Genomic DNA, 19,280 nt, shown 5'->3' with positions numbered 1-19,280 from the left:
CCGCACGCCTCGCGGCGGAGGCGGGACCGCCCGGCACGGCGGTTCCCGCTGCCGCGGGCCGGCGGCAGAATGCTGCCATGCGCGCCTCCCGGCTGATCAGAATGGTGCTGCTGCTGCAGACCCGCGGTGCGATGACGGGCGCCGAACTCGCCGCGGAACTGGAGGTGTCCGAGCGCACGGTCTCCCGGGACGTGCTCGCCCTGTCGGAGGCGGGCGTCCCCGTCTACGCGGACCGCGGGCGCAGCGGCGGCTACCGCCTCGTCGGCGGCTACCGGACCCGTCTGACGGGGATCGCGCGCGGCGAGGCCGAGGCGCTCTTCCTCTCCGGAGTGCCGTCCGCGCTGCGCGACATGGGCCTCGCGGACGCCGCGTCGGCGGCCCGGCTGAAGGTCTCCGCAGCACTGCTGCCGGAGCTGCGCGACGCCCCGCGGACCGCGGCCCAGCGCTTCCATCTCGACGCCCCGGGCTGGTGGCGGGCGCCGGAGGCGGCGCCGCGGCAGCTTCCCGCGCTCGCCGAGGCTGTGTGGGACGACCGCCGCGTACGCGTGCGCTACCGGCGCCGGGGGGACGACGTGGAACGCGAGCTCGAACCGTACGGGCTCGTACTCAAGGCCGGCGTCTGGTACTTGGCCGCCCGGGTGGTGGACGGGGGCGACCGGCGCGTGTACCGGGTGGACCGGGTCGAGGGCGTCACGAGCGGCGGACGCTTCGAGCGCGACGAGGACTTCGACCTGCCCGCGTTCTGGGCCGAGCGGTCCGCGGCGTTCGCGAGGTCGATCCTGCGCGACGAGGTGGTGCTGCGGCTGACGCCCGCCGGACGGCAGAGTCTGCGGCACGTGACCGACCGTGTCGCAGCCGAGGAGGCGCTGGCGAAGGCGGAGCCGCTGCCGCCGGGCCGGGGCTCCGCGGAGCCCCGGCGCGACGCGCGTGGTGCGGAGGACGCCGGAGAGGCAGGGCGCGGGGGCTCGGCAGCGGCCCGGTCCGCGGAGGACGGGGACGTCCGGGTGGTGCTGGCCGTGGAGTCGCTGGACGTCGCCGAGTCGCAGCTGCGCGCCCTCGGCCCGGAGTGCGAGGTGCTCGAACCGCCCGCGCTGCGCGCCCGGTTCGCGGACGCGGCGCACCGTATGGCCGCGCTGTACGGGGACCGCCCGCGGGACGCGGCGCGGCCGGGCGACGGCGTCTGACGGGGAGGGGCCGCGAGCCGGGTGCGCACCGCCACCTCCGGGACGCCGGGCCGGCACGGGGGCCAGGAGCCGGGCCCGCGTCCCCAGTTGGAGATCATCGGCGACGAGGACGTGGACGTGGGCGAGGCGGGCGTGGACCAAGTCGAAGGGCCCGGTGGGGGGTTCGTCGAGGGCGACGTCGTGGCGGAGCGCTTCCACGCCCTCCGCCGCGGCCGTCCTCGTCCAGGACACGTCGAGGTCGGTGGCGAGGACGCGCCCGGCAGGCCCGACGCGCCGGGCCGGGGCGGATCAGCGGCAACCGGTGACGTCGGCCGGTCTGCCCTGCTGCTCGACCTCCGTGAGGTAGCGCCACGCGTCCGGCGCCGACCCGTCGACGTCGGTGAATCCGTACTCCCTGGCGAGGCCGCCGCTGGAGAGCGACCGGCCGTTGAACCGGGCCACGCCGGGGTCCGATGCCAGCGCGGCGACGGCCCGGCCGACGTACGCGGGCGACTCCGAGATCGCGAAGTGCGGGTCCTGGGCCGTGCCTTCGCGCCAGTTCTCCTCCGTCACCCTGAACGCGGTGTCGAGCATGGCCTCCGACCGCAGCCAGCCCGGCGTGACGCAGACGGCGCAGGCCCCGTGTGCGGGTAGCTCCTCCGCGAGTCCCAGCGTCATTCTCAGCGGGCCGTACTTGGCCAGGTCGTAGTAGAAGGGCTTCCGGTAGCGGGTGTTGAACTCGGCCGTGCCGTCCGTGACTTCGACGACGAGGCCGCCGGGGCGGCGGATCAGCAGCGGGATGGCGTACCGGCTGGTGACGATGTGGGACTCCACGGAGAGCCGCAGGACGCGCAGGCCGGCGTCCAGGTCGTGCTCCCACATCTTCTTGTCCCACTCGACGAGGTGGTCGCCGCCCCAGATGTCGTTGACGAGTACGTCGAGGCGGCCCTGCTCGCGGTCGATCCGCTCGACGAGCTCCCGCACCTGCCCGGGTTCCAGGTGGTCGGTGGGCACGGCGACGCCGTGGCCGCCCGCCTCGCCGACCAGCTCGGCGGTGCCCTCGACGGTCTCGGACGCCCGGCCGATCTCGCTGACGTGGTCGCGGGTGGTCCGGCCCGTCACGTAAACGGTGGCTCCCGCTCTGCCCAGCTCGACGGCCATCGCGCGGCCCGCTCCCCGCGTGGCGCCCGCCACGAGTGCGACCTTGCCGGTCAGCGGTGACGGTGAAGTGCTCATTGCTGTGCCTCTCCGGTGCGTGGACGTACGGCGGCTTCCCGGCGTCCCTGCCCCGGGGCATCCACAGCGCGCGGAGGGGCGCGGAAGTGCGGACACAGGCGTGCGGAGGCAGGCGTGCGGACGCCGCGGAGGCCGCTCGGGCTCTCCCGTGTCCAGCACGTTCGCATGGATACCGGACATCTTCTGTCGTGCTTTTCGGCTGCACCCTCCGCTCGCGCCGGACGCCGCGGCGCGGCCGGGGATGCGACCTGCGGTGAAGGCAGTTCCGTGGGATGGTCACAACAACCGCACATTGAGGTCTTGACGCGCCCCGGTAACGACAAGGCGGCATCCGAGGGAGTCCGCGTGCGCCGGGCGGGTACAAGGCGGATGCTGTGTTCGTGATGGACGAGACCGAGTTCTGGGCGCTGATCGATTCCACCCGCGAGGACGCCGAGGGCGACCCCGAGGAACAGGCCGAGCTGCTCATCGAGAGGCTGACACAGCTCGATCCGGAAGCCGTCATGTTCTTCGCCCGGCACTTCGAGTCCCGTTACAACCGGGCGAGCCAGTGGGACCTGTGGGCCGCGGCGTGGATCCTGCTGGACGGCGTCAGCGACGACGCGTTCGACGCGTTCCGCTGCTGGCTCATCGGCCAGGGCCGCGAGATCTTCGAGCACGCCGTCCACGACGCCGACTCCCTCGCCGACGTGCTCGAAGGGTTCGACGAGGAGCTGGACGGCGACGCGGAAGACCTCGGGTACGCCGCGGACGAGGCGTACGAGCAGCTCACCGGCGTGATCATGCCGGACCTCGGCCTGCCCGAAGCACCCGAGGACCCTTCCGGCGTCGCGCTCGACCTGGAGGACGACGAAGCGCTCGCCGAGCGGCTGCCCAAGCTCTGGGACCGCTTCCGCGGCTGACCGCCGCTCCGGGCCCTTCCCCGTCAGGCGGGGGTCAGGCGACGGGTCAGGCGGCGGCCAGGCGACGGCCCATCAGCACGTCGTCCACGTACTCGCCGTCGAGCAGGAACTCCTCCGGCAGCACGCCCTCCACGGCGAAGCCCGCCGCCTCGTACAGCCGGCGGGCGGGCGCGTTGTGCCCGAGCACGCGCAGCGTGATCCGCCGTGCGCCCTCTTCCCGCGCCCGCGCGCACGCCGCCTCCAGCAGGGCGCGGGCGACTCCGCGCCTGCGGGCGGCCGTGTCGACGACGAGGCCCTGTATCTGCCTCACATGCGCGTTGCACGCCAGATCCGTCGCCGGCACGAGCCGCAGATAGCCGGCGAGACCCAGGCCGGCGACGTCCGCGACGAGGTAGTGGACCGGCAGATGCGCCGGGTCGAAGAACGGCGCGTACGGCGGACTGGGCGGCGGCTGGACGGAGTGGAGCCTCGACCAGCAGCGCCTGTCGAGCTCCGCGAGGGGAGTCTCGTCGGCCCGGGTCGCGGCGCGCACGGCAAGCTCCGCCGCAGGGGTTCGCGTGTCTGGCATGCGCGCAACCCTGCACCGGCGGCCCGGTCGCCCGCCAGCGGTTACCGGCCGGACCGTCCCCGTCCCGGAACACGAAGTCCCAACAGATGGCCCGCGCCCGGCGCTTCAGCATGGCGGCCCCAGACGGCAGGATGACCTCATGCGTATCGCGGTCACTGGTTCCACCGGCCTCATCGGCACGGCTCTCACACGCTCGCTCCGCGCGGACGGCCACGACATCGTCCGGCTCGTGCGGCGTCCGCCGCAGGAGGCGCGGCGCTACGAGTCCGCGGCCGCCGCAGGTCCGGGCACGGGGGACGGCGGTGCCGGCGGCTCGGCCTCCGGGAGCGCGCAGCGGCCGCCCTCCGAGGTCAGGTGGGACCCCAAGGGTCAGTACGTGCAGGTGGAAGGGCTGGCGGGCTGCGACGCCGTCGTCCATCTGGCCGGCGCGGGCGTGGGTGACCGCCGCTGGACCCCCGCGTACAAGAAGGAGCTCCGCGACAGCCGCGTGCTGGGCACCGCCACCCTCGCGGACGCGCTCGCGTCCCTCGACGAGCCGCCGCGCACCCTGATCATGGGCACCGCGATCGGCTACTACGGCGACACCGGCGACCGCGTCGTGGACGAGAGCGCACCGCCCGGCCAGGGCTTCCTCGCCGACCTGTGCCAGGAGTGGGAGGAGGCGGCCGCCGCCGCGGAGGAGGCGGGAATCCGCACGGTCCACGCACGCACCGGCCTGGTCGTCGCCCGCGACGGCGGCGCCTGGGGCCGGCTCTTCCCGCTGTTCAAGGCGGGTCTCGGCGGGCGGCTCGGCGACGGTACGCAGTACTGGAGCCACATCGCGCTGCACGACCACATCGCCGCTCTGCGCCACCTGCTGGACGACGAGAACCTGAGCGGCCCGTTCAACCTGACCGCCCCGGAGCCCGTCACGAACCGCGAGGTGACCGCCGCGATGGGCCGCGTCCTGCACCGCCCGACCCCCTTCCCGGTCCCCGCGCCGGTGCTGAAGGCGGCCCTCGGAGAGTTCGCCGGGGACGTGCTGGGCAGCCAGCGGGTCGTCCCGAGGCGACTGCTGGATTCGGGCTTCGAATTCGCGTTTCCGGACATCGATGACGCGGTACGCGCCGCACTGCGCTGACGGTACGCACGGACGTCCCGCACAGAGGCCGGCAGCGGTACGCAGCGGGATCCCGGCAGGTCAGGTGCCGGGTCCCGGGGCCGGCCGCACCGCACGGCGAGGCGTCCGCGACGTGCTGCGGCTGCGCACCGAAGCGGTGTGCGACCGGCGTGCGTCCGTGCTCTGCCCGTGTGCCACTGACCGCAACCTGACCGCTGCGTAGAGTCCTGAACTCCACGGTTCACTCGCGCTGGTTCGGGGCAGGACGACCGCAGGACGGCCCCGCACCGCGCGCCGACCACGGGAGGCACCGTGCACTCCAGCGACACTGCACGCTCCGGACCCCCTCTCACCCCGGACGCCGATGTCGTCGTCATCGGTGCCGGCCTCGCCGGTCTCGCGGCGGCCCACCACCTGACCCGGGCCGGGCTGCACGTCACCGTTCTGGAGGCCGCTTCCCGCGTGGGCGGCCGGATGGCCACCGAACGCGTCGACGGCTTTCTGCTGGACCGCAGCGGGCGGCTGCTGTGCCCCGACTGGCCCGAGTTCGCACGGCTGCCCGCGCTGGCGGAGCTGGAGCTGCGGCACTTCGCACCCGGTGCGCTGCTGCGCGCCGACGGGCGCACGCACCGCGTCGGCGACCTGCAGCGCGTGAACGGCCGCCGCACGGCCCGCTCCGCCCCGGCACAGCGCGCCGGAGGGCCGGACGCCGCCGCGGGAGGGGTCGGGGCGGCGGAGCCGAGCGTCCGTACGGGACGCACGGGAGCCGGCGGACGGTTCGACGAGCGCGCGGACCGTGCCGAGCGTCCGACGCGGGCCGAGCGTGCCGCGCGGGCGGAGAGGGCCGCGCGGGCCGAACGCGCCGACCGGCGGCGCACGAGGGGCGCACTGACCACCGCGCGCGCCCTCACCAGCGCCCGCAGCCGCGCCGCCGTGACCGGCGCCCTCGACACCGCCCGGCTGCGCAACGCGCTGGCCCGGTTCGCCGCCATACCCTCCGACCGGCTGCTGGCCCGCACCGAACTCCCCGCCGCCCAGGCCCTGTCGACGCGCGGCCTGCCCGCCCGCACGGTCGGCTCGCTCGTACGCCCGCTCCTCGCGGCGCTGCTCTCGGACCCCGCCCTGACGACCTCCAGCAGGGTCGCCGACCTGGCACTGCGCGGCTTCGTGCGGGGCGGCTGCTGCGTGCCGGCGGGAGGCATGGCGGCGGTGCCCGATCTGCTGGCCTCCGCACTGCCCCCGGGCACCGTACGTACGGACGTGCACGTCCTGTCCGTCACCACCAACTCCGTCACCACGCGGGACCACGGCACGCTCGCCTGCCGCGCCGTCGTGGTGGCCACCGACGCCGCCGACGCGGGCGAGCTGCTGCCCGGCCTCCGCGTGCCCGGATTCCACCCCGTGACGGTGCTGCACCACGCCGTCGACGAGCCGCTGCCGCTGTCCCCCTCCCTGCTGGTGGACGGCGACGCGGAACGGCACGGGCCGGTCTCGCACACCTGGGCCGCCTCCGCGGTCGACCCGGCGCGAGCGCCGTCCGGGTGCACCCTGATCACGTCGGTCGTACTGGGGGACGCCGCGGCCGATCCGGTCGCCGTGCTGGACAAGGCCTCCCGTCCCCAACTGGGCGCCCTGCACGGCGTTCCCGCGGACCGCTGGACCCTGCTGGCGGCCCACCAGGACGCGCGTGCGGTGCCGGCCATGCCCGCACCGCACGACATGCGCCGGCCCGTGCGCGTGCTCTCCGGCCTGTACGTGTGCGGAGAGCACCGCGACACCAGCACCGCCCAGGGCGCGCTCGTCTCGGGACGGCGCGCGGCGAGCGAGGTCCTGAGGGACTTCGGGATGCCGCTGCCGGGCGCGGGGAGCGCGTCGCGGCCCGCTCCGGGAAGCCGCTCGCACGCGGCCGCCTGACGGCGGCGGAGGCGGGCCCGGACGTCACCTCGCGACCCTTCCGGAAAATCGAACACTTCGGCCCCAACTTCCCGTGCGACCAGGGACGTTGGGGCGTTCGATTGTCAGTGCCGACGGGTATTCTGATGACAGAATCCTGGATCAGAGGCCAGGCGGATCACGACACTCATGGAGGTCGCCGATGACCGCAGCGAGCACCCTGACGATCCCGTTGCCGCTCCCCGTGCCGACGTCCCACGCCCAAGTGCCGCTGCCGAAGAAGCGGTTGCCCGCCGGCCGTCCCCGCGAGTGGTACATCTCCCACAACCGCCAGCTGAAGGCGATGCGCCTCGCCATCGCGCTGCTCGACTCCGGCGTCTACACACCGGGGCAGGCGCGGGACGTCACGATACGGCGCACGGCGGCGCGCATCGGCGTCCATCCCCCGTCCGGCACGACGTGCCGGCTGGTGCGTTCGCTGCTGCCGTAGGGCCCGCGCCGAGGCCGCCGGAGCCCCCGCCCCGCGCGGGGGCTCCGGCCGTTCGCCCCATACCCGCGGCCCGCTCGCTCCTCCGCCTCAGCCGTCCTGCGCCTCGCGCCTGCCACGCCACTCGGCCACGACGGCGTCCACGTCGTAGGGGGCCAGATTGAGCGGCGGGCCCGGGAGCGGGCGGCGGAAGGCCTCACGGATCTTCTCGTTGACCCCCTCCACGATCCTCCGCGCCTCCGCCTCCGACCGCGCGCGCGAGGCCGCCTTCAGGGCGTCCTCGGCCTCCTTGCGCAGCGCGAGGGTCGGCGGCAGGTGCGACAGGCCCTCGTCGCGCATCTTCTGCTTCAGCCACCACGACTCGTCGTACGGGGCGTTCGCGTCGCGCAGCGGCTTACCGGCGCCCGGCAGGTTCTCGAAGGCGCCGCGCTCCTCCGCCTCGCGGATCTGCCGGTCGACCCAGGACTCGAAGCTGATGCCCGGTGGTTTGCGCTCGGTCATGTTCCCCGATCCTCCCTCGCCCCGGGCGGCACGGGGCCGCCGTCTGCTCCCGCCCTGTTCGTGATACACCTGTATCATAACGAGCCCGCGGCGAGAGCCGCCACACCCCGAGGGAGAGCCGGTGCCCCGCACCGTCGACCACGCGCAGCGGCGCGCCCAGATCACCGACGCCCTGGTGCGGGTCGCCGCCCGGGAGGGCCTGCACGCGGTGACGATGCGTTCGGTCGCCGCCGCCTCGGGCGTCTCGCTCCGGCTCGTCCAGTACTACTTCGACAGCAAGGCGCAGCTCGTGCGGGCGGCACTGGAGCGGCTGGAGGCGCAGAGTTACGCGCGGTGGGCGGCCCGGCTCGCGGCGCTCTCCCCGGACCCCCCTGCGCGGGCCGTCGTCGAGGCGTGCCTCGCCGAGGCCCTCCCCACCGACGCGGAGAGCCGGGCGTTCCACGTCGTGTGGACGGCGTACGCGAGCCTGGCGATGACGGACCCCTCCCTCGCCGAGCAGCCGTTCGCGGACGGACCGAGACGGCTCGAACGCGAACTCGCCGACGTGCTGGAGCGGGCCCGGTGCGACGGGGAACTGGTGGCGGACGCCGAACCCGCCCACGAGGCCGCCCGGTTGCTCGCGCTCGGCCACGGCCTCGGAACGAGCGTCCTGGTCAGGCAGCGCTCGGCCGACGACGCGGCGGACGTGCTGCGCTACCACGTGGACCGGCTCTTCACCTCCGCCGCGCGGCGCGGCGCCCGGGGCGCGTCCGGACTGCCGGCGCCCCCGTCCTGACCTCGCCCGACGGGTGCCGGGAACGCCGGAACGAGCACCCGATCGAAATCCTTCGCGACGGAATCCCGCACGGCGTAGCGAAGGTCACACGGACGCTCCGGCTGGTGGTTACAGGCCGCAGCGGGCGCCTGGGCGGTGGATCACAGGCAGTGGAGCGCCCTCGATGAAGGATTTCGGCATTGACGCTCTTCCGCCGGGCTGCCTACGGTCTCGCTCGTGATTCCGCGTGCGAGTGCCGACATGATCGATGCGCTGGATCGCCGCATCATCGCGGCGCTCCAGCTCAACGGGCGTGCCCCCTGGGCCGGTATAGCCCGCTGGGCGGGCACGAGTGAATCCACCGCGCAGCGCCGGTTCAACGTCCTGCGCGAGCGCCGGCTGCTCCACGTCGTGGGCGCGGTGGAGCTCGACCGCACGGGCGGGGGCTCCTCCATGCTGGTGCGCGTGCAGGCCCGTCCCGGCAAGGGGCTCGAGCTCGCCGAACTGCTGGCGGAATGCCCGGAGGCGCGCTTCCTCGCCCTCGTGACCGGGACCGCCGACCTCATCGTCGACTTCGTGGCCCGCGACAACGAAGAGCTGCTGCGCCTGCTCTACACCGACCTGCCGGGCGCCCATCTGATCGCCGGTACGGAGCACGTCGCCGTGATCCGCACCTTCTCCTCGGCCGCGCTGTGGGACACCGGACTGCTCCCCGAGGAAGCGGTGGCCGACCTGCGCCCGTCCGCCAGCACGGCCCCCTACGAGCGGGTCGACTGGGACAAGCCGCCGCAGCCGCTCACCGAACTCGAGCGCGCCGTCGTCGGCGAGCTGGCGAAGGACGGGCGGATGCCGGTCACGACCATCGCCCGGAACCTGGGGCGCAACGAGTCCAGCGTCGCCCGGGCGCTGGAGCGGATGGTCGCCCGCGGCTGCCTCCACTTCCGCACCCTGGCGGAGCCCGCGCTGCTGGGGTACGAGGCCGAGTTCATGCTGTGGCTGTCGATCGAACCCGGAAGCCTGGAGGCCGCCGGGCGGCAGCTCGCGAAGCATCCGGGAACGAAGTTCCTGGCCGCGGCGACCGGCCGGTTCAACCTGGTCGGCCACATGGTCCTGCCCCGCCGCACCGACCTCTTCCGCTACACCGACGAGGTCATCGGCGCCCTGCCCGGCCTCAACGCCTCCGACGTCACCCTCCATCTGGTCACACTCAAAGGCGCGTGGACGCGGATGGACCAGTTCGACACCCGCCCCGACGTCCCCGACGACGCCTGAGGCACGGAGCCGCGACATCCGGGCCCCACCCCGGACGGCTCGTGCAGCACCCGAAGCACATCTGAACACCGCCCGCGTACCCGCTTCCCCGACCGGGCTCCCGCGACCGGCCGCCCCACGTCCGTCCCCGCCCTGTCCCCTTGGCCCCACCCTCCCCTGCCCTGCTTCTCCCACCACCCGCTCCCCCACCCCCGTCACCCGACTCCCAGCGAGGAACCATGTCCCCGAACGACCAGCCCTCCCCCGGCCCCGCACCGTCCGGCGGCGCCGCGGGCAGCACGCCCTCCTGGCAGTGGCCCGAATCCGTGTGGCGCGGCCACGCGTCGGCCGTGACCGCCGGCCGCTCGCTCCTGCCCTCCCGCTGGCCGCGGGGCGCGCGGGCAGCGGTGGCGCTCTCGTTCGACAGCGATCACGAGACGATCCCGCTGCGGGACGGGGAGACCAGCCCCGGCCGTCTCGCGCAGGGCGAGTACGGCGCCCGCGTCGGCGCGGGCCGCGTGCTGCGCCTCCTGGAGCGCTACGGCGCCCCCGCCACGTTCTTCATGCCCGCCGTCTCCGCCCTGCTCCACCCCGACGAGGCCCGCCGCTACGTCGGCGAAGGCCACGAGATCGGGGTGCACGGCTGGATCCACGAGCGGAACACGCTGCTCGCCGCGGACGACGAGAGGACGCTCATCGGACGCGCGGTCGAGACCCTCACGGAGATCACGGGCAGCCGGCCCACGGGCATCCGCACGCCCTCCTGGGACTTCTCCGACTCCACCCTGCAGACGATCCTCGACCTGGGATTCGACTACGACTCCTCGCTGATGGCCGACGACGAGCCGTACGAGGTGGTAGCGGCGGGCGCCCCCACCGGTCTCGTCGAGATCCCCGTCGAGTGGATCCGCGACGACGCGCCCTACTTCACGATGGACCGCTTCAACTCGGTGCGGCCCTACACCCGCCCACGCGACGTTCTGGAGATCTGGAAGGACGAGTTCGACGCGGCCTACCGCGACGGCGGCGTCTTCCAGCTCACCATGCACCCGCACGTCATCGGCCACCGCTCGCGTCTGGTGATCCTTCGCGAACTGCTGGACCACATCGCCGCCCACGGCGACGTGTGGTTCGCCACCCACGCCCAGCTGGCCGGGATCGCCCGCGACCAGCTCGACCGTCCCACCTCCCCGGAGACCTCCCGATGAGCACCGACACCTCACCCGCCGCCGGCGGCCCCTCCCCCGCCGCGGCGCCGCACAAGCTGAACCCGGCGCAGCGCAAGGCGATCCTGGCCGGCACGATCGGCAACACCGTCGAATGGGTCGACTGGGCGCTGTACACGATCTTCGTGAAGACCATCTCGGAGGTGTTCTTCCCCAAGGCGGAAGGCGCCGTCGCGCTGCTGTCGACGCTCGCCGTCTTCGCGGTCGGCTTCGTCGTACGGCCGGTGGGCGCCGCCGTGCTCGGTGCGTACGCGGACCGGTTCGGGCGCAAGAAGGGCCTCACGCTGACCGTGGGGCTCATGGCGGGCGCGTCGTTCGTGATCGCGCTGACACCGGGCTACGAGTCGATAGGCGTGGCCGCCCCCGCCGTACTGCTGGTGGCGCGGCTGCTCCAGGGCTTCTCCGCGGGAGGCGAGTTCGGCTCGTCCTCGGCGTTCCTCGTCGAGTCGGCGGCCAAGGGCCGGCGCGCGTTCGCCGGTTCGTGGCAGCAGGTCTCCGTGGGCGGCGGCACGCTCATCGCCTCGCTCCTGGGGACCGTGCTGACCTCGACGCTCGACGACGCCGCGCTGCACTCGTGGGGCTGGCGTGCCGCGTTCGTCATCGGCGGGCTGCTCGGCCTCGTGGGGCTGTGGCTGCGGGTCTCCGTCGAGGACACCGACTCCTTCCACCAGGCCCAGGAGAAGGGGCGCGCGAAGAAGAACCCGCTCACGGCGATGTTCCGGGAGCACCCGGGGGCAGCGCTGCGCGTCGTCGGCATCACCATCGCCGGAACGCTCACGTACTACATATGGATCACCTACCTGCCGACGTACGCCAACGTCGCGACGGGCATCCCGCTGGACAAGGCGCTGCTCTCCCAGACGATCTGCCTGGTCATCTTCATCGCGCTGCTGCCCTTCGTGGGCAAGCTGTCGGACAAGATCGGCCGGAAGCCCACCATGGCGGGATTCGCGGGAGGCTTCGTCGTCCTGGCCTGGCCACTGCTGCACCTGCTGAGCGACAGCTTCGCGAGCCTGTTCTTCGTCCAGCTGACCGGCATGATCCTGATCCTCGGCTACTCCGCCAACTGCGCGGTGATCATGGCCGAGCAGTTCCCGCCGGAGGTCCGCGCCACCGGGATCGCGCTGCCCTACGCGCTGGCCGTGGCCGTCTTCGGCGGCACGGCCCCGTACATCACCACGTGGCTCAACGACGCCGGCCACGGCGATCTGCTGTGGCTGTACGTCTCCGGTGCCGCACTGATCTCGCTGATCGTCTACCTGACGATGCCCGAGACCAACAAGAAGGAGTTCGACTGATGGCGCACGTCCTGGTGACGGGTGCGGCCTCCGGCATCGGACGTGCCGTGGCCGGGGAGTTCGCGTCAGCCGCCGCGGAGGGGCCCGGCACCGTCCTGACGCTCGTCGACGTCGACGAGGAACGGCTCGAAGCGGTGGCGGACCAGTTCGACACCGCGCAGGTGTGCGTCGACCTCGCGGAGGCGGACGGGCCGGAGAGGGCCGTACGGCGGGCGTGGGAGTCGGTCGGCGAGATCGACGTCCTCGTCAACGCCGCGGGCGTCTACCCCTCGCTCGACATGATCGACCTGGACGCCGACGCGTGGGACAGGGTGTTCGCTCTGAACACCCGCGCCCCCGCGCTGGCGACGGCGGCGCTGGCCCGCCGCGCCGTGGCGGCGTCCCGGCCGGCGTCGGTCGTCAACATCTCCTCCGGGGCGGCGCTGCGGGCCCGTCCCGGAGGAGGCCCTTACGCCAGCTCGAAGGCCGCGCTGGAGATGGCCACGCGGGCCGCCGCACTGGAGCTCGGCCCGCACGGCATCCGCGTCAACGCCGTGAGCCCCGGCTTCGTACCGGTCGACAGCTCCTGCAACCCGGTCGCGCCGGAGTACGCGGCGGCGGTCTCGGCGAACCCCCTGGGGCGGCCCGGCACCCCGGCCGACATCGCCCGCGCCGTGCGCTGGATCGCGGGCCCCGACGCCGCGTGGATCACCGGCGAGGTGCTGCGCGTCGACGGCGGCTCGGGGACCGGGGCGAGCCACCTGCCCCGGCTGTGGCCCCCGGACCCCGCTCCGGGCGGCGCACAGGGCGACGGCGGCCGCGGCGAGAGCGGCGGCACGAGCGACAGCGGCAACACCACGGAAGGAAGCGCGACATGAGCGCCGACGCCTACACCGTCGTCGGCGGCGGTGCCATCGGCGGGACCCTGGCCCACAGCCTGGCCCGCGCCGGGCACCCCGTCACCGTCGTCGACAGCGACGCGGACCACGTCGCCGCCATGCGCGAACGCGGCCTGAAGGTCGACCACGGCCACGGCCGGTTCGCCGCCGCCCGCGTCACGGCCGCGACGCCCGAGGAGTTCGACGGGCCGCTGGATCGGGTGCTGCTCGCCGTGAAGGCGCAGGCGACGCGGAGCGCGATGGACTGGATCGCCCCGCGGCTGGCACCCGACGGCTACGTGGTCTCCGTGCAGAACGGGTTCAACGAACCGGTGATCGCCTCGTACGTCGGGGAGAAGCGCACCCTCGCCGCGTTCGTCAACATCTTCGCCGACCTGACGGCGCCGGGAGTCGTACGGGACGGCGGGCCGGGCGCGTTCGTCATCGGAGAGCCGGGCGGCGCACCGGTCTCGGAACGCGTCCGCCGGCTCGTCGACGACCTCCAGGCGTGGGGGCCGGCCCGTGCGAGCGACAACGTCGAGGGCTACCTGTGGGCGAAGGCCGGCTTCGGCGCGATGCTCGCGGCCACGGCCCTCGCCGACGCCTCGATGGCCGACCTGATCGGCCGTCACAGGGAAGCGATGTACGCCGTGGTCGGCGAGGTCTTCGACGTGGCGGAGGCGGCCGGCGTGCGTCTGGAGCCGTTCGACGCCTTCGAGGCACGGGCATTCCAGCGGGGCCGGCCCGCACACGTGCGGGACAGCGCCACGGACAGGCTGACCGCGTGGCTGCGCACCCAGCCGAAGGACCGCAGCGGCATCTGGCGCGACCTCGCGGTGCGGCGCCGCCCCGTAGAGGTGACCACGCACTACACGACCGTCTTCGACGAGGCGGAGCGCGCGGGCATCGAGACCCCCGTACTGCGCGCCGTCATCGGCGGACTGCGCGAACTGGAGGCCGACCCGGCGGGCATGTCGGAGGCACGCCTGGACGAGCTGGACCGCCTGGCCGCCCGCCACGCCGAGCGCGCCCGGGAGGATACGCCCGGGGCGCCGGCCGGTCCGGCTGCCGGCTCCGCACACCCCGGAGGCGCCTCCGCTGCCGGCGACGGCCTCCCCTCCCGGCCCGTGCTCGGCGGCGCGCAGGCGCAGGCCGTGCGGGCCTGGCTGGAGGAGCACCGGGAGGCGATGGTCGACGACCTCGCCGCCTACACGGCCCAGGGCAGTTCCAGCGACGACCCCGCGGAGCTGGAGCGGTGCCTGGAATGGCTGCGGGAGTGGCTGGACGACGCGCTCGGCGCGCCCGGAACCCGGGGCGTCAGCGAGGAGTTGCTGCAGCGCGACACCAGGGGCGACGTCCTCGTGCGGCGCTACCCGGCCACCGGCGGCCCGGGGGAGGAGCAGTCCGGGGAGGCTCCCGTGCTGCTGCTCGCGCACTACGACACGGTGTGGCCCACGGGCACCCTGGAGAACTGGCCCTTCCGGCGCGACGGTGACGTGTGCACCGGGCCGGGCGTCTTCGACATGAAGGCGGGGCTCGTCCAGGCGGTCTGGGCGCTGAAGGCCCTCGACGCGCTCGGCCTGCCCCGGCCCGCGTGCACGCTGGTGGTCAACGGCGACGAGGAGACGGGAAGCCTCGCCTCCAGCGAGGCCATCGTCTCCGAAGCCCTCGGCTCGCGTGCCGCGTTCGTCTTCGAGGCGTCGGCGGACGGCGCGGTCAAGACGTCCCGGAAGGGCGTCGGGCTCTTCCGTCTGACCGTCGAGGGCGTCGAGGCGCACGCCGGGCTGGATCCCACCGCGGGGGCCAGCGCGGTCGAGGAGGCCGCGCACCAGGTGCTGGACCTCGGCGCGCTCAGCCGCCCGTCCGCCGGGACCACCGTCAACGTCGGTGTGCTGCACGCGGGTACGCGCAGCAACGTCACGGCGGGGCGTGCCGTCGCCGACATCGACGTCCGGGTCGCGTCGGAGCAGGAGCGGCAGCGGATCGACGAGGCGCTGGCCGGGCTCTCCCCGGTGAACCCCCGTACGGAGGTGACGGTCACCGGGGAGTGGAACCGGCCCGTCTTCGAACGCACCCCGGGGGTGGCCCGGCTGTACTCGCTGGCCCGCGCCTGCGCGGCGCCGCTGGACCTCGACCTGCGGGAGTGCGCCGTGGGCGGCGCCAGCGACGGCAACTTCGTGCTCGCCGCGGGGGTGCCCGTGCTGGACGGGCTGGGCGCGGTCGGCGCGGGGGCGCACGCCCGCGGCGAGCACGCCACGGTCAGCGGCATGACACAGCGGGCGGCTCTCGCGGCGGGCCTGCTGGCCGCGTTCACGGAGTGAGCCCCGGGACGGCCGGGGAGCGGTGGTTCGGACGCGATGTGCCTCCCGCCTCCCGCCGCGTCCCGGTGACCGGTGACCGGTGACCGGTTTCCACGGGTGCCGGCCCCTCGCTGACGGCTCCGGCTCGCCCCCGTTCAGGCCCTGACGTACTCTCAGCTCACGTGCTGGAAGCGGGGGGTTGCCGATGGTGTACGTACGCGATGTGGTGCGAGAAGTGGTGGCGGAGCAGGCGGCGCACGAACTGCCGCTGGTCGACAGCCTCCACGAGCTGGACGACGCCGGGGCCGTCCGTGCCCTCGCCTCCCGGCGGCGGAGGCGGGAGCCGCTCGGCTTCGGCTACGCCGAGGTCGCCGGGCTGATCACCCCTGTGGTCTGGCTCGTCCTCGACCAGGCGGCGCGGCGCGGCGTGGACACGGCCACGGAGAGCCTGCTGGAACGGCTCCGCTCGGGGGCGCGAAGGCTGCTCCGGCGGGGCCCGGCCCCGGCGGAACCGGTCGTGATCGAGCTGGAACCCGGCGAACTCGCCCTCGTCAGGACCCAGATCGTGGAGCGGGCGACGGAGCGCGGTATCGGGCGCGCGGACGCCGAGGCACTCGCGGACAGCGTCGTGGCCAGGATCGCGACGGCCGCAGCGACGCCCGGCGGGCCGTCCGAGACGCCTGACGACCGCTCGTGAGGCCGCCGGCCGCGTTACGGAGCGCGACCGGCACCGGGCCCCGATTCGTGCTCCTGATGGTGCTCGTCACGCTGTCGAGCGTCCCGCTGTTCGAGATCACGTTCACTGTCCTGACCATGGACAACACGTCCGGACAAGGGGTGATCGACTGTCTGTTCGCGGCGGGGTTCGACCCGGCGGCCAGCGACAGCGACAACGCCCTCCGAGCGATGCGCCGCATGGACCTGCTGGGGAAGTGCCTCGACGAGCAGTCCACGTCCTACTCCGGCGTCATCGCGACAGCGGTGATGCTCGCTGTCGCGGGAGCCGTGTACTGGTACCAGCCGAAACTGCGTGACCTGCGGCGCAGGTCGGCGCCTGTCGAGACCGTCGACGCCGACGGCTCGCTGGCCACGGAGCTGGCCCTGCTGCGCACCCACGCCGGGCTCGGCCCGGAGCTGAGCTTCCACGTCGACCTGGCCCGAACGACCAGCGGCGCCTACGTTCACGGGCGCTCCGGCCGCTACAGCGTGCACCTGCACGCCGGGCTGCTGGTGCGGCGCGGCATCGATCCCGCGGGGTTCCGCGCCGTCGTCCTGCACGAACTCGCGCACGTGCGCCACCGCGACGTCGACTATGCCTCCGCAAGTACGGCGCTCTGGCGGGTGTTCGTCGTCACCGCGCTGCTGCCGCACCTCGCCCAGTACGGCTACGCCCTCGCCCTCCTCGCCCTCCACACGGACTCCCCGTGGTTCCCCGCCGCGCCCTCGATGGTGGGCTTCGTCCTCGTCGCCCTGCTCCTCGTCGGGCTGGTGCATCTGGCGCGGGCCGACCTGCTGCGCAAGCGCGAGTTCCACGCCGATCTGCGAGCGGTGGCATGGGGCGCGGATCTGGCCGGCTGGCAGCGTCCGGAACCGGTTGGCGGCGTGCTGCCGTCCTGGCGCCGGTTCACCGCACTGCTGCGGACCCATCCCGGCTGGGAGCAGCGCAGGAGGGTCCTCGCGGATCCCGGCCGTCTCGACCGGCTCGCCCCGCTGGAGATGTTCCTGACCGGTGCGTCGGCCTCGCTGCTGCACGGGGCGGTATCGGTCCTCCCCTTCATGCCGCGCGGGCAGACCGTCCTGTGGATCTCGGACGGTCTGGTGACGCTGGCGCTCTGCTCCGTCCTGGGCGTCCAGGCGACGCGTGCCGCGAGCAAGCTCGACAGGATCGCCGGGTCCGGCGTGCTCGCCGGTCTGTGGCTCGGACTGGGGCTGCTGGTCGGGCAGTTCGCGGTGAGCGGCCGGTACCGGGTCGACCTGCTGCCCTCGAACCCCCAGTACCTGCTGGTCTTCCTGCTCGTCGCGACCGTGCCGATGGTGTGGTGGACGCAGATCCTGCGGTTGCTCGCCGGCCTGCGCGGACGGAGACGCCGGGTGGCGCTCGTGGTCTGCGCGCTCGTCGCCGCCACGACGCTGTTGAGCGGACTGCTGTGGTGGCGGCTCGGAGGAGAGCGCATCACCATGGGGGTCGGCGACCCGGCGGGGGCGTTCGCCAGGGCCTACACCCTGTCGGTCCACGGGGACTGGCAGCCCTACGCCTCGGACCTGGCGGCCCTCTCCGCGGGCATGTCCGTCCTGACGCCGCTGCACGCGCAGCTTCTCGTCAGCGTGGCCGCCGTACTGCTGTGGCTCACACCGCTGGTGCTGCTCCTGCTGCAACGCGCGGAAGCCCGTCCGGAGGTACGGCGGACGCTCGCCGCCGGCCTCGCGGGCGGGCTCGTGTCCTGGGTGGTCGTGGTCGCGGTGAGGTACGCGCTGGCGACGCCGCGGCCGGCGGACGTGCAAGAGCGGACGGGTGCCTTCCTGATCGTCCACCTGTGGTGGCTGATCGTGACGGTGATGGTCGTCTGCATGGCGGCGGGCGCGCTCGTGGCGGCCTTCTCGCGCAGGCACTGGATGCTCAGGGCTCTCGTCGCCGCGCAGGTGGTGCAAGTGTTCGTGTACGGGGCCGTGTTCCTCTCCTTCGCCGCCGACGGCTGCCTGGGACCGGCGAACGCGGTCTCCGACACCTGCCACTGGCATCTCCGCAACGGCGCGACCGCCGCCTACCCGGTCATCCGCCTCACCTTCACCAACGCCGTGCTCGGTGCGGCCTGTGCCGCGCTCCTCGGAGCGGGCGCAGCGTGGCTCCTCCGGCGGTGGCGTGCTCGTCCGGGGGCGGTCGTCGCGCCGCTGCCCGCACCCGCCGCCGCGGCCCACCGGCGGGTGGCGGCCCTGAAGGCGGGGGTGGTGCTCGCGCTCTGCGTGCCGGCCGTCTTCCTCAGCGTCGTCGCCGGCACGCAACCGAGGCCGTCGGACTACACGAGCAACGTCGCCCGGGAACTGGCCGGGGCGGACGGAAGCCCCGGCAGTCCTCCCGGCCGGGAGAAGGAGGCAACCGGTCCGGACGACCGGAAGCCGGAGCGGGAGACACCCGCGGTGGACCCGGCGATCCAGCAGCGGCAGATGTACTCATGGCTGCACAAGGGCGGGATCAAGCGCGTGCGGCGGTTCGACACCGCGGTGACGTCGCTGTACGCCGAGATCGAGAGGACGCGCACCCGGGGTGCGGGGAAGAAGAAGGTCCTGATCGAGGAGAAGGACTTCCACAGGCTCTGCGGCGACGTGCGGAAGCAGACCGACCGGACCCTGGACTACTTCGCCCTTCCGGACAAGGAACTCCAGCGCGAATGGTCGGCCGCCCTGAGCCGGGTGCGGACCGCGGCCCGGAAGTGCCAGGAGGCGATGATCCCGCCCAAGGGCCTGCCCAAGGCGCCGGTGAAGGAGCGGGAGGGCGACTTCACCGACTCCCTCCATGAGGTCGTCAGGGGCGTACGCGACGTCACGGCTGCCTTCAAGAAGATCACGATCGAGGCCGGTTCCAAGACGGACCACCGCGGGAGGACGGACGACTGAGCCGCGGCTCGGGCGTCCCGCTCGCCGCCCCGGCCTCCGCCGCTGTCCCCGGTCTCACGGTGCGTCCGCCGGACCTCCCGTGACCGCGTTTCAACTGTGCCCTCCGCCAGTACAGTTGAGCATGTGAGCGCGG

16 protein-coding genes and 1 pseudogene are annotated in these 19,280 nt (G+C 73.8%); 13 read left to right on the top strand and 4 right to left on the bottom strand.

Features of this window, described 5'->3' with window-relative positions:
* Positions 1 to 77 precede the first annotated feature (77 nt).
* Positions 78 to 1,184, top strand: a complete 1,107-nt coding sequence (locus tag H181DRAFT_RS10400) for a helix-turn-helix transcriptional regulator (protein WP_045864070.1) — start codon at positions 78 to 80, stop codon at positions 1,182 to 1,184.
* Positions 1,185 to 1,292: 108 nt separating this feature from the next.
* On the opposite strand, the pseudogene H181DRAFT_RS29880 reads toward H181DRAFT_RS10400, so the two are convergent.
* Positions 1,293 to 1,463 (bottom strand): annotated as a pseudogene (locus H181DRAFT_RS29880) (SAM-dependent methyltransferase); the annotation flags it as partial.
* Between the two features lie 9 nt (positions 1,464 to 1,472).
* Positions 1,473 to 2,399, bottom strand: a complete 927-nt coding sequence (locus H181DRAFT_RS10390) for an SDR family oxidoreductase (protein WP_045864069.1) — start codon at positions 2,397 to 2,399, stop codon at positions 1,473 to 1,475.
* 383 nt (positions 2,400 to 2,782) lie between these two features.
* Here H181DRAFT_RS10390 and H181DRAFT_RS10385 point away from each other — a divergent pair, with 383 nt between their 5' ends.
* Entirely contained in the window at positions 2,783 to 3,301 is a 519-nt protein-coding gene (locus H181DRAFT_RS10385) for a DUF4240 domain-containing protein (RefSeq protein ID WP_045864370.1), read from the top strand.
* Between the two features lie 46 nt (positions 3,302 to 3,347).
* Here H181DRAFT_RS10385 and H181DRAFT_RS10380 read toward each other — a convergent pair whose 3' ends face one another.
* Complete coding sequence (locus H181DRAFT_RS10380) at positions 3,348 to 3,869, bottom strand: GNAT family N-acetyltransferase (RefSeq protein WP_045864068.1); 522 nt, start codon at positions 3,867 to 3,869, stop codon at positions 3,348 to 3,350.
* Positions 3,870 to 4,008: 139 nt separating this feature from the next.
* Between H181DRAFT_RS10380 and H181DRAFT_RS10375 the strand changes: the two genes are divergently transcribed.
* From H181DRAFT_RS10375 to H181DRAFT_RS10365, 3 genes are all read left to right on the top strand, one after another.
* On the top strand, positions 4,009 to 4,989 hold the full coding sequence (locus H181DRAFT_RS10375) for a TIGR01777 family oxidoreductase (protein WP_045864067.1): 981 nt from the start codon (positions 4,009 to 4,011) through the stop codon (positions 4,987 to 4,989).
* 291 nt (positions 4,990 to 5,280) lie between these two features.
* Positions 5,281 to 6,882 carry an FAD-dependent oxidoreductase gene (locus tag H181DRAFT_RS10370; RefSeq protein ID WP_045864066.1) on the top strand — a complete coding sequence of 534 codons (1,602 nt, stop codon included), beginning with the start codon at positions 5,281 to 5,283 and terminating at the stop codon, positions 6,880 to 6,882.
* 181 nt (positions 6,883 to 7,063) lie between these two features.
* Positions 7,064 to 7,351: a hypothetical protein gene (locus H181DRAFT_RS10365; protein WP_045864065.1), complete on the top strand. Its 288-nt coding sequence runs from the start codon at positions 7,064 to 7,066 to the stop codon at positions 7,349 to 7,351.
* Between the two features lie 87 nt (positions 7,352 to 7,438).
* Here the strand turns inward: H181DRAFT_RS10365 and H181DRAFT_RS10360 are convergent, their stop codons facing one another.
* Positions 7,439 to 7,849 carry a DnaJ family domain-containing protein gene (locus H181DRAFT_RS10360; protein ID WP_045864064.1) on the bottom strand — a complete coding sequence of 137 codons (411 nt, stop codon included), beginning with the start codon at positions 7,847 to 7,849 and terminating at the stop codon, positions 7,439 to 7,441.
* Between the two features lie 121 nt (positions 7,850 to 7,970).
* Between H181DRAFT_RS10360 and H181DRAFT_RS10355 the strand changes: the two genes are divergently transcribed.
* From H181DRAFT_RS10355 to H181DRAFT_RS10320, 8 genes are all read left to right on the top strand, one after another.
* Positions 7,971 to 8,624 carry a TetR/AcrR family transcriptional regulator gene (locus H181DRAFT_RS10355; protein ID WP_045864063.1) on the top strand — a complete coding sequence of 218 codons (654 nt, stop codon included), beginning with the start codon at positions 7,971 to 7,973 and terminating at the stop codon, positions 8,622 to 8,624.
* A 240-nt stretch (positions 8,625 to 8,864) separates the two neighbouring features.
* Positions 8,865 to 9,875: an Lrp/AsnC family transcriptional regulator gene (locus H181DRAFT_RS10350; protein ID WP_045864062.1), complete on the top strand. Its 1,011-nt coding sequence runs from the start codon at positions 8,865 to 8,867 to the stop codon at positions 9,873 to 9,875.
* A 218-nt stretch (positions 9,876 to 10,093) separates the two neighbouring features.
* A complete protein-coding gene (locus H181DRAFT_RS10345; protein WP_045864061.1) occupies positions 10,094 to 11,062 on the top strand; it encodes a polysaccharide deacetylase family protein in 969 nt (322 codons plus the stop codon).
* Complete coding sequence (locus H181DRAFT_RS10340) at positions 11,059 to 12,378, top strand: MFS transporter (RefSeq protein WP_045864060.1); 1,320 nt, start codon at positions 11,059 to 11,061, stop codon at positions 12,376 to 12,378. The genes H181DRAFT_RS10345 and H181DRAFT_RS10340 overlap by 4 nt, the downstream gene beginning before the upstream one ends.
* Positions 12,378 to 13,235, top strand: coding sequence for an SDR family NAD(P)-dependent oxidoreductase (locus H181DRAFT_RS10335; RefSeq protein WP_078895643.1), 858 nt, complete (start codon positions 12,378 to 12,380; stop codon positions 13,233 to 13,235). The genes H181DRAFT_RS10340 and H181DRAFT_RS10335 overlap by 1 nt, the downstream gene beginning before the upstream one ends.
* Positions 13,232 to 15,556 carry a 2-dehydropantoate 2-reductase gene (locus H181DRAFT_RS10330; protein ID WP_045864059.1) on the top strand — a complete coding sequence of 775 codons (2,325 nt, stop codon included), beginning with the start codon at positions 13,232 to 13,234 and terminating at the stop codon, positions 15,554 to 15,556. The genes H181DRAFT_RS10335 and H181DRAFT_RS10330 overlap by 4 nt, the downstream gene beginning before the upstream one ends.
* Before the next feature lie 184 nt (positions 15,557 to 15,740).
* The gene (locus tag H181DRAFT_RS10325) at positions 15,741 to 16,232 is read left to right on the top strand and encodes a hypothetical protein (RefSeq protein WP_045864058.1); all 492 of its coding nucleotides are present in this window, start codon (positions 15,741 to 15,743) and stop codon (positions 16,230 to 16,232) included.
* Between the two features lie 56 nt (positions 16,233 to 16,288).
* On the top strand, positions 16,289 to 19,147 hold the full coding sequence (locus H181DRAFT_RS10320) for a M48 family metalloprotease (RefSeq protein WP_254666785.1): 2,859 nt from the start codon (positions 16,289 to 16,291) through the stop codon (positions 19,145 to 19,147).
* Positions 19,148 to 19,280: the final 133 nt, after the last annotated feature.

The sequence above is a fragment of the Streptomyces sp. WMMB 714 genome (assembly GCF_900090125.1).
GTDB lineage: Bacteria > Actinomycetota > Actinomycetes > Streptomycetales > Streptomycetaceae > Streptomyces > Streptomyces daqingensis.
Note: the sequence above shows the minus strand (reverse complement) of the source record. Positions and strands in the feature narration are given on the sequence as shown.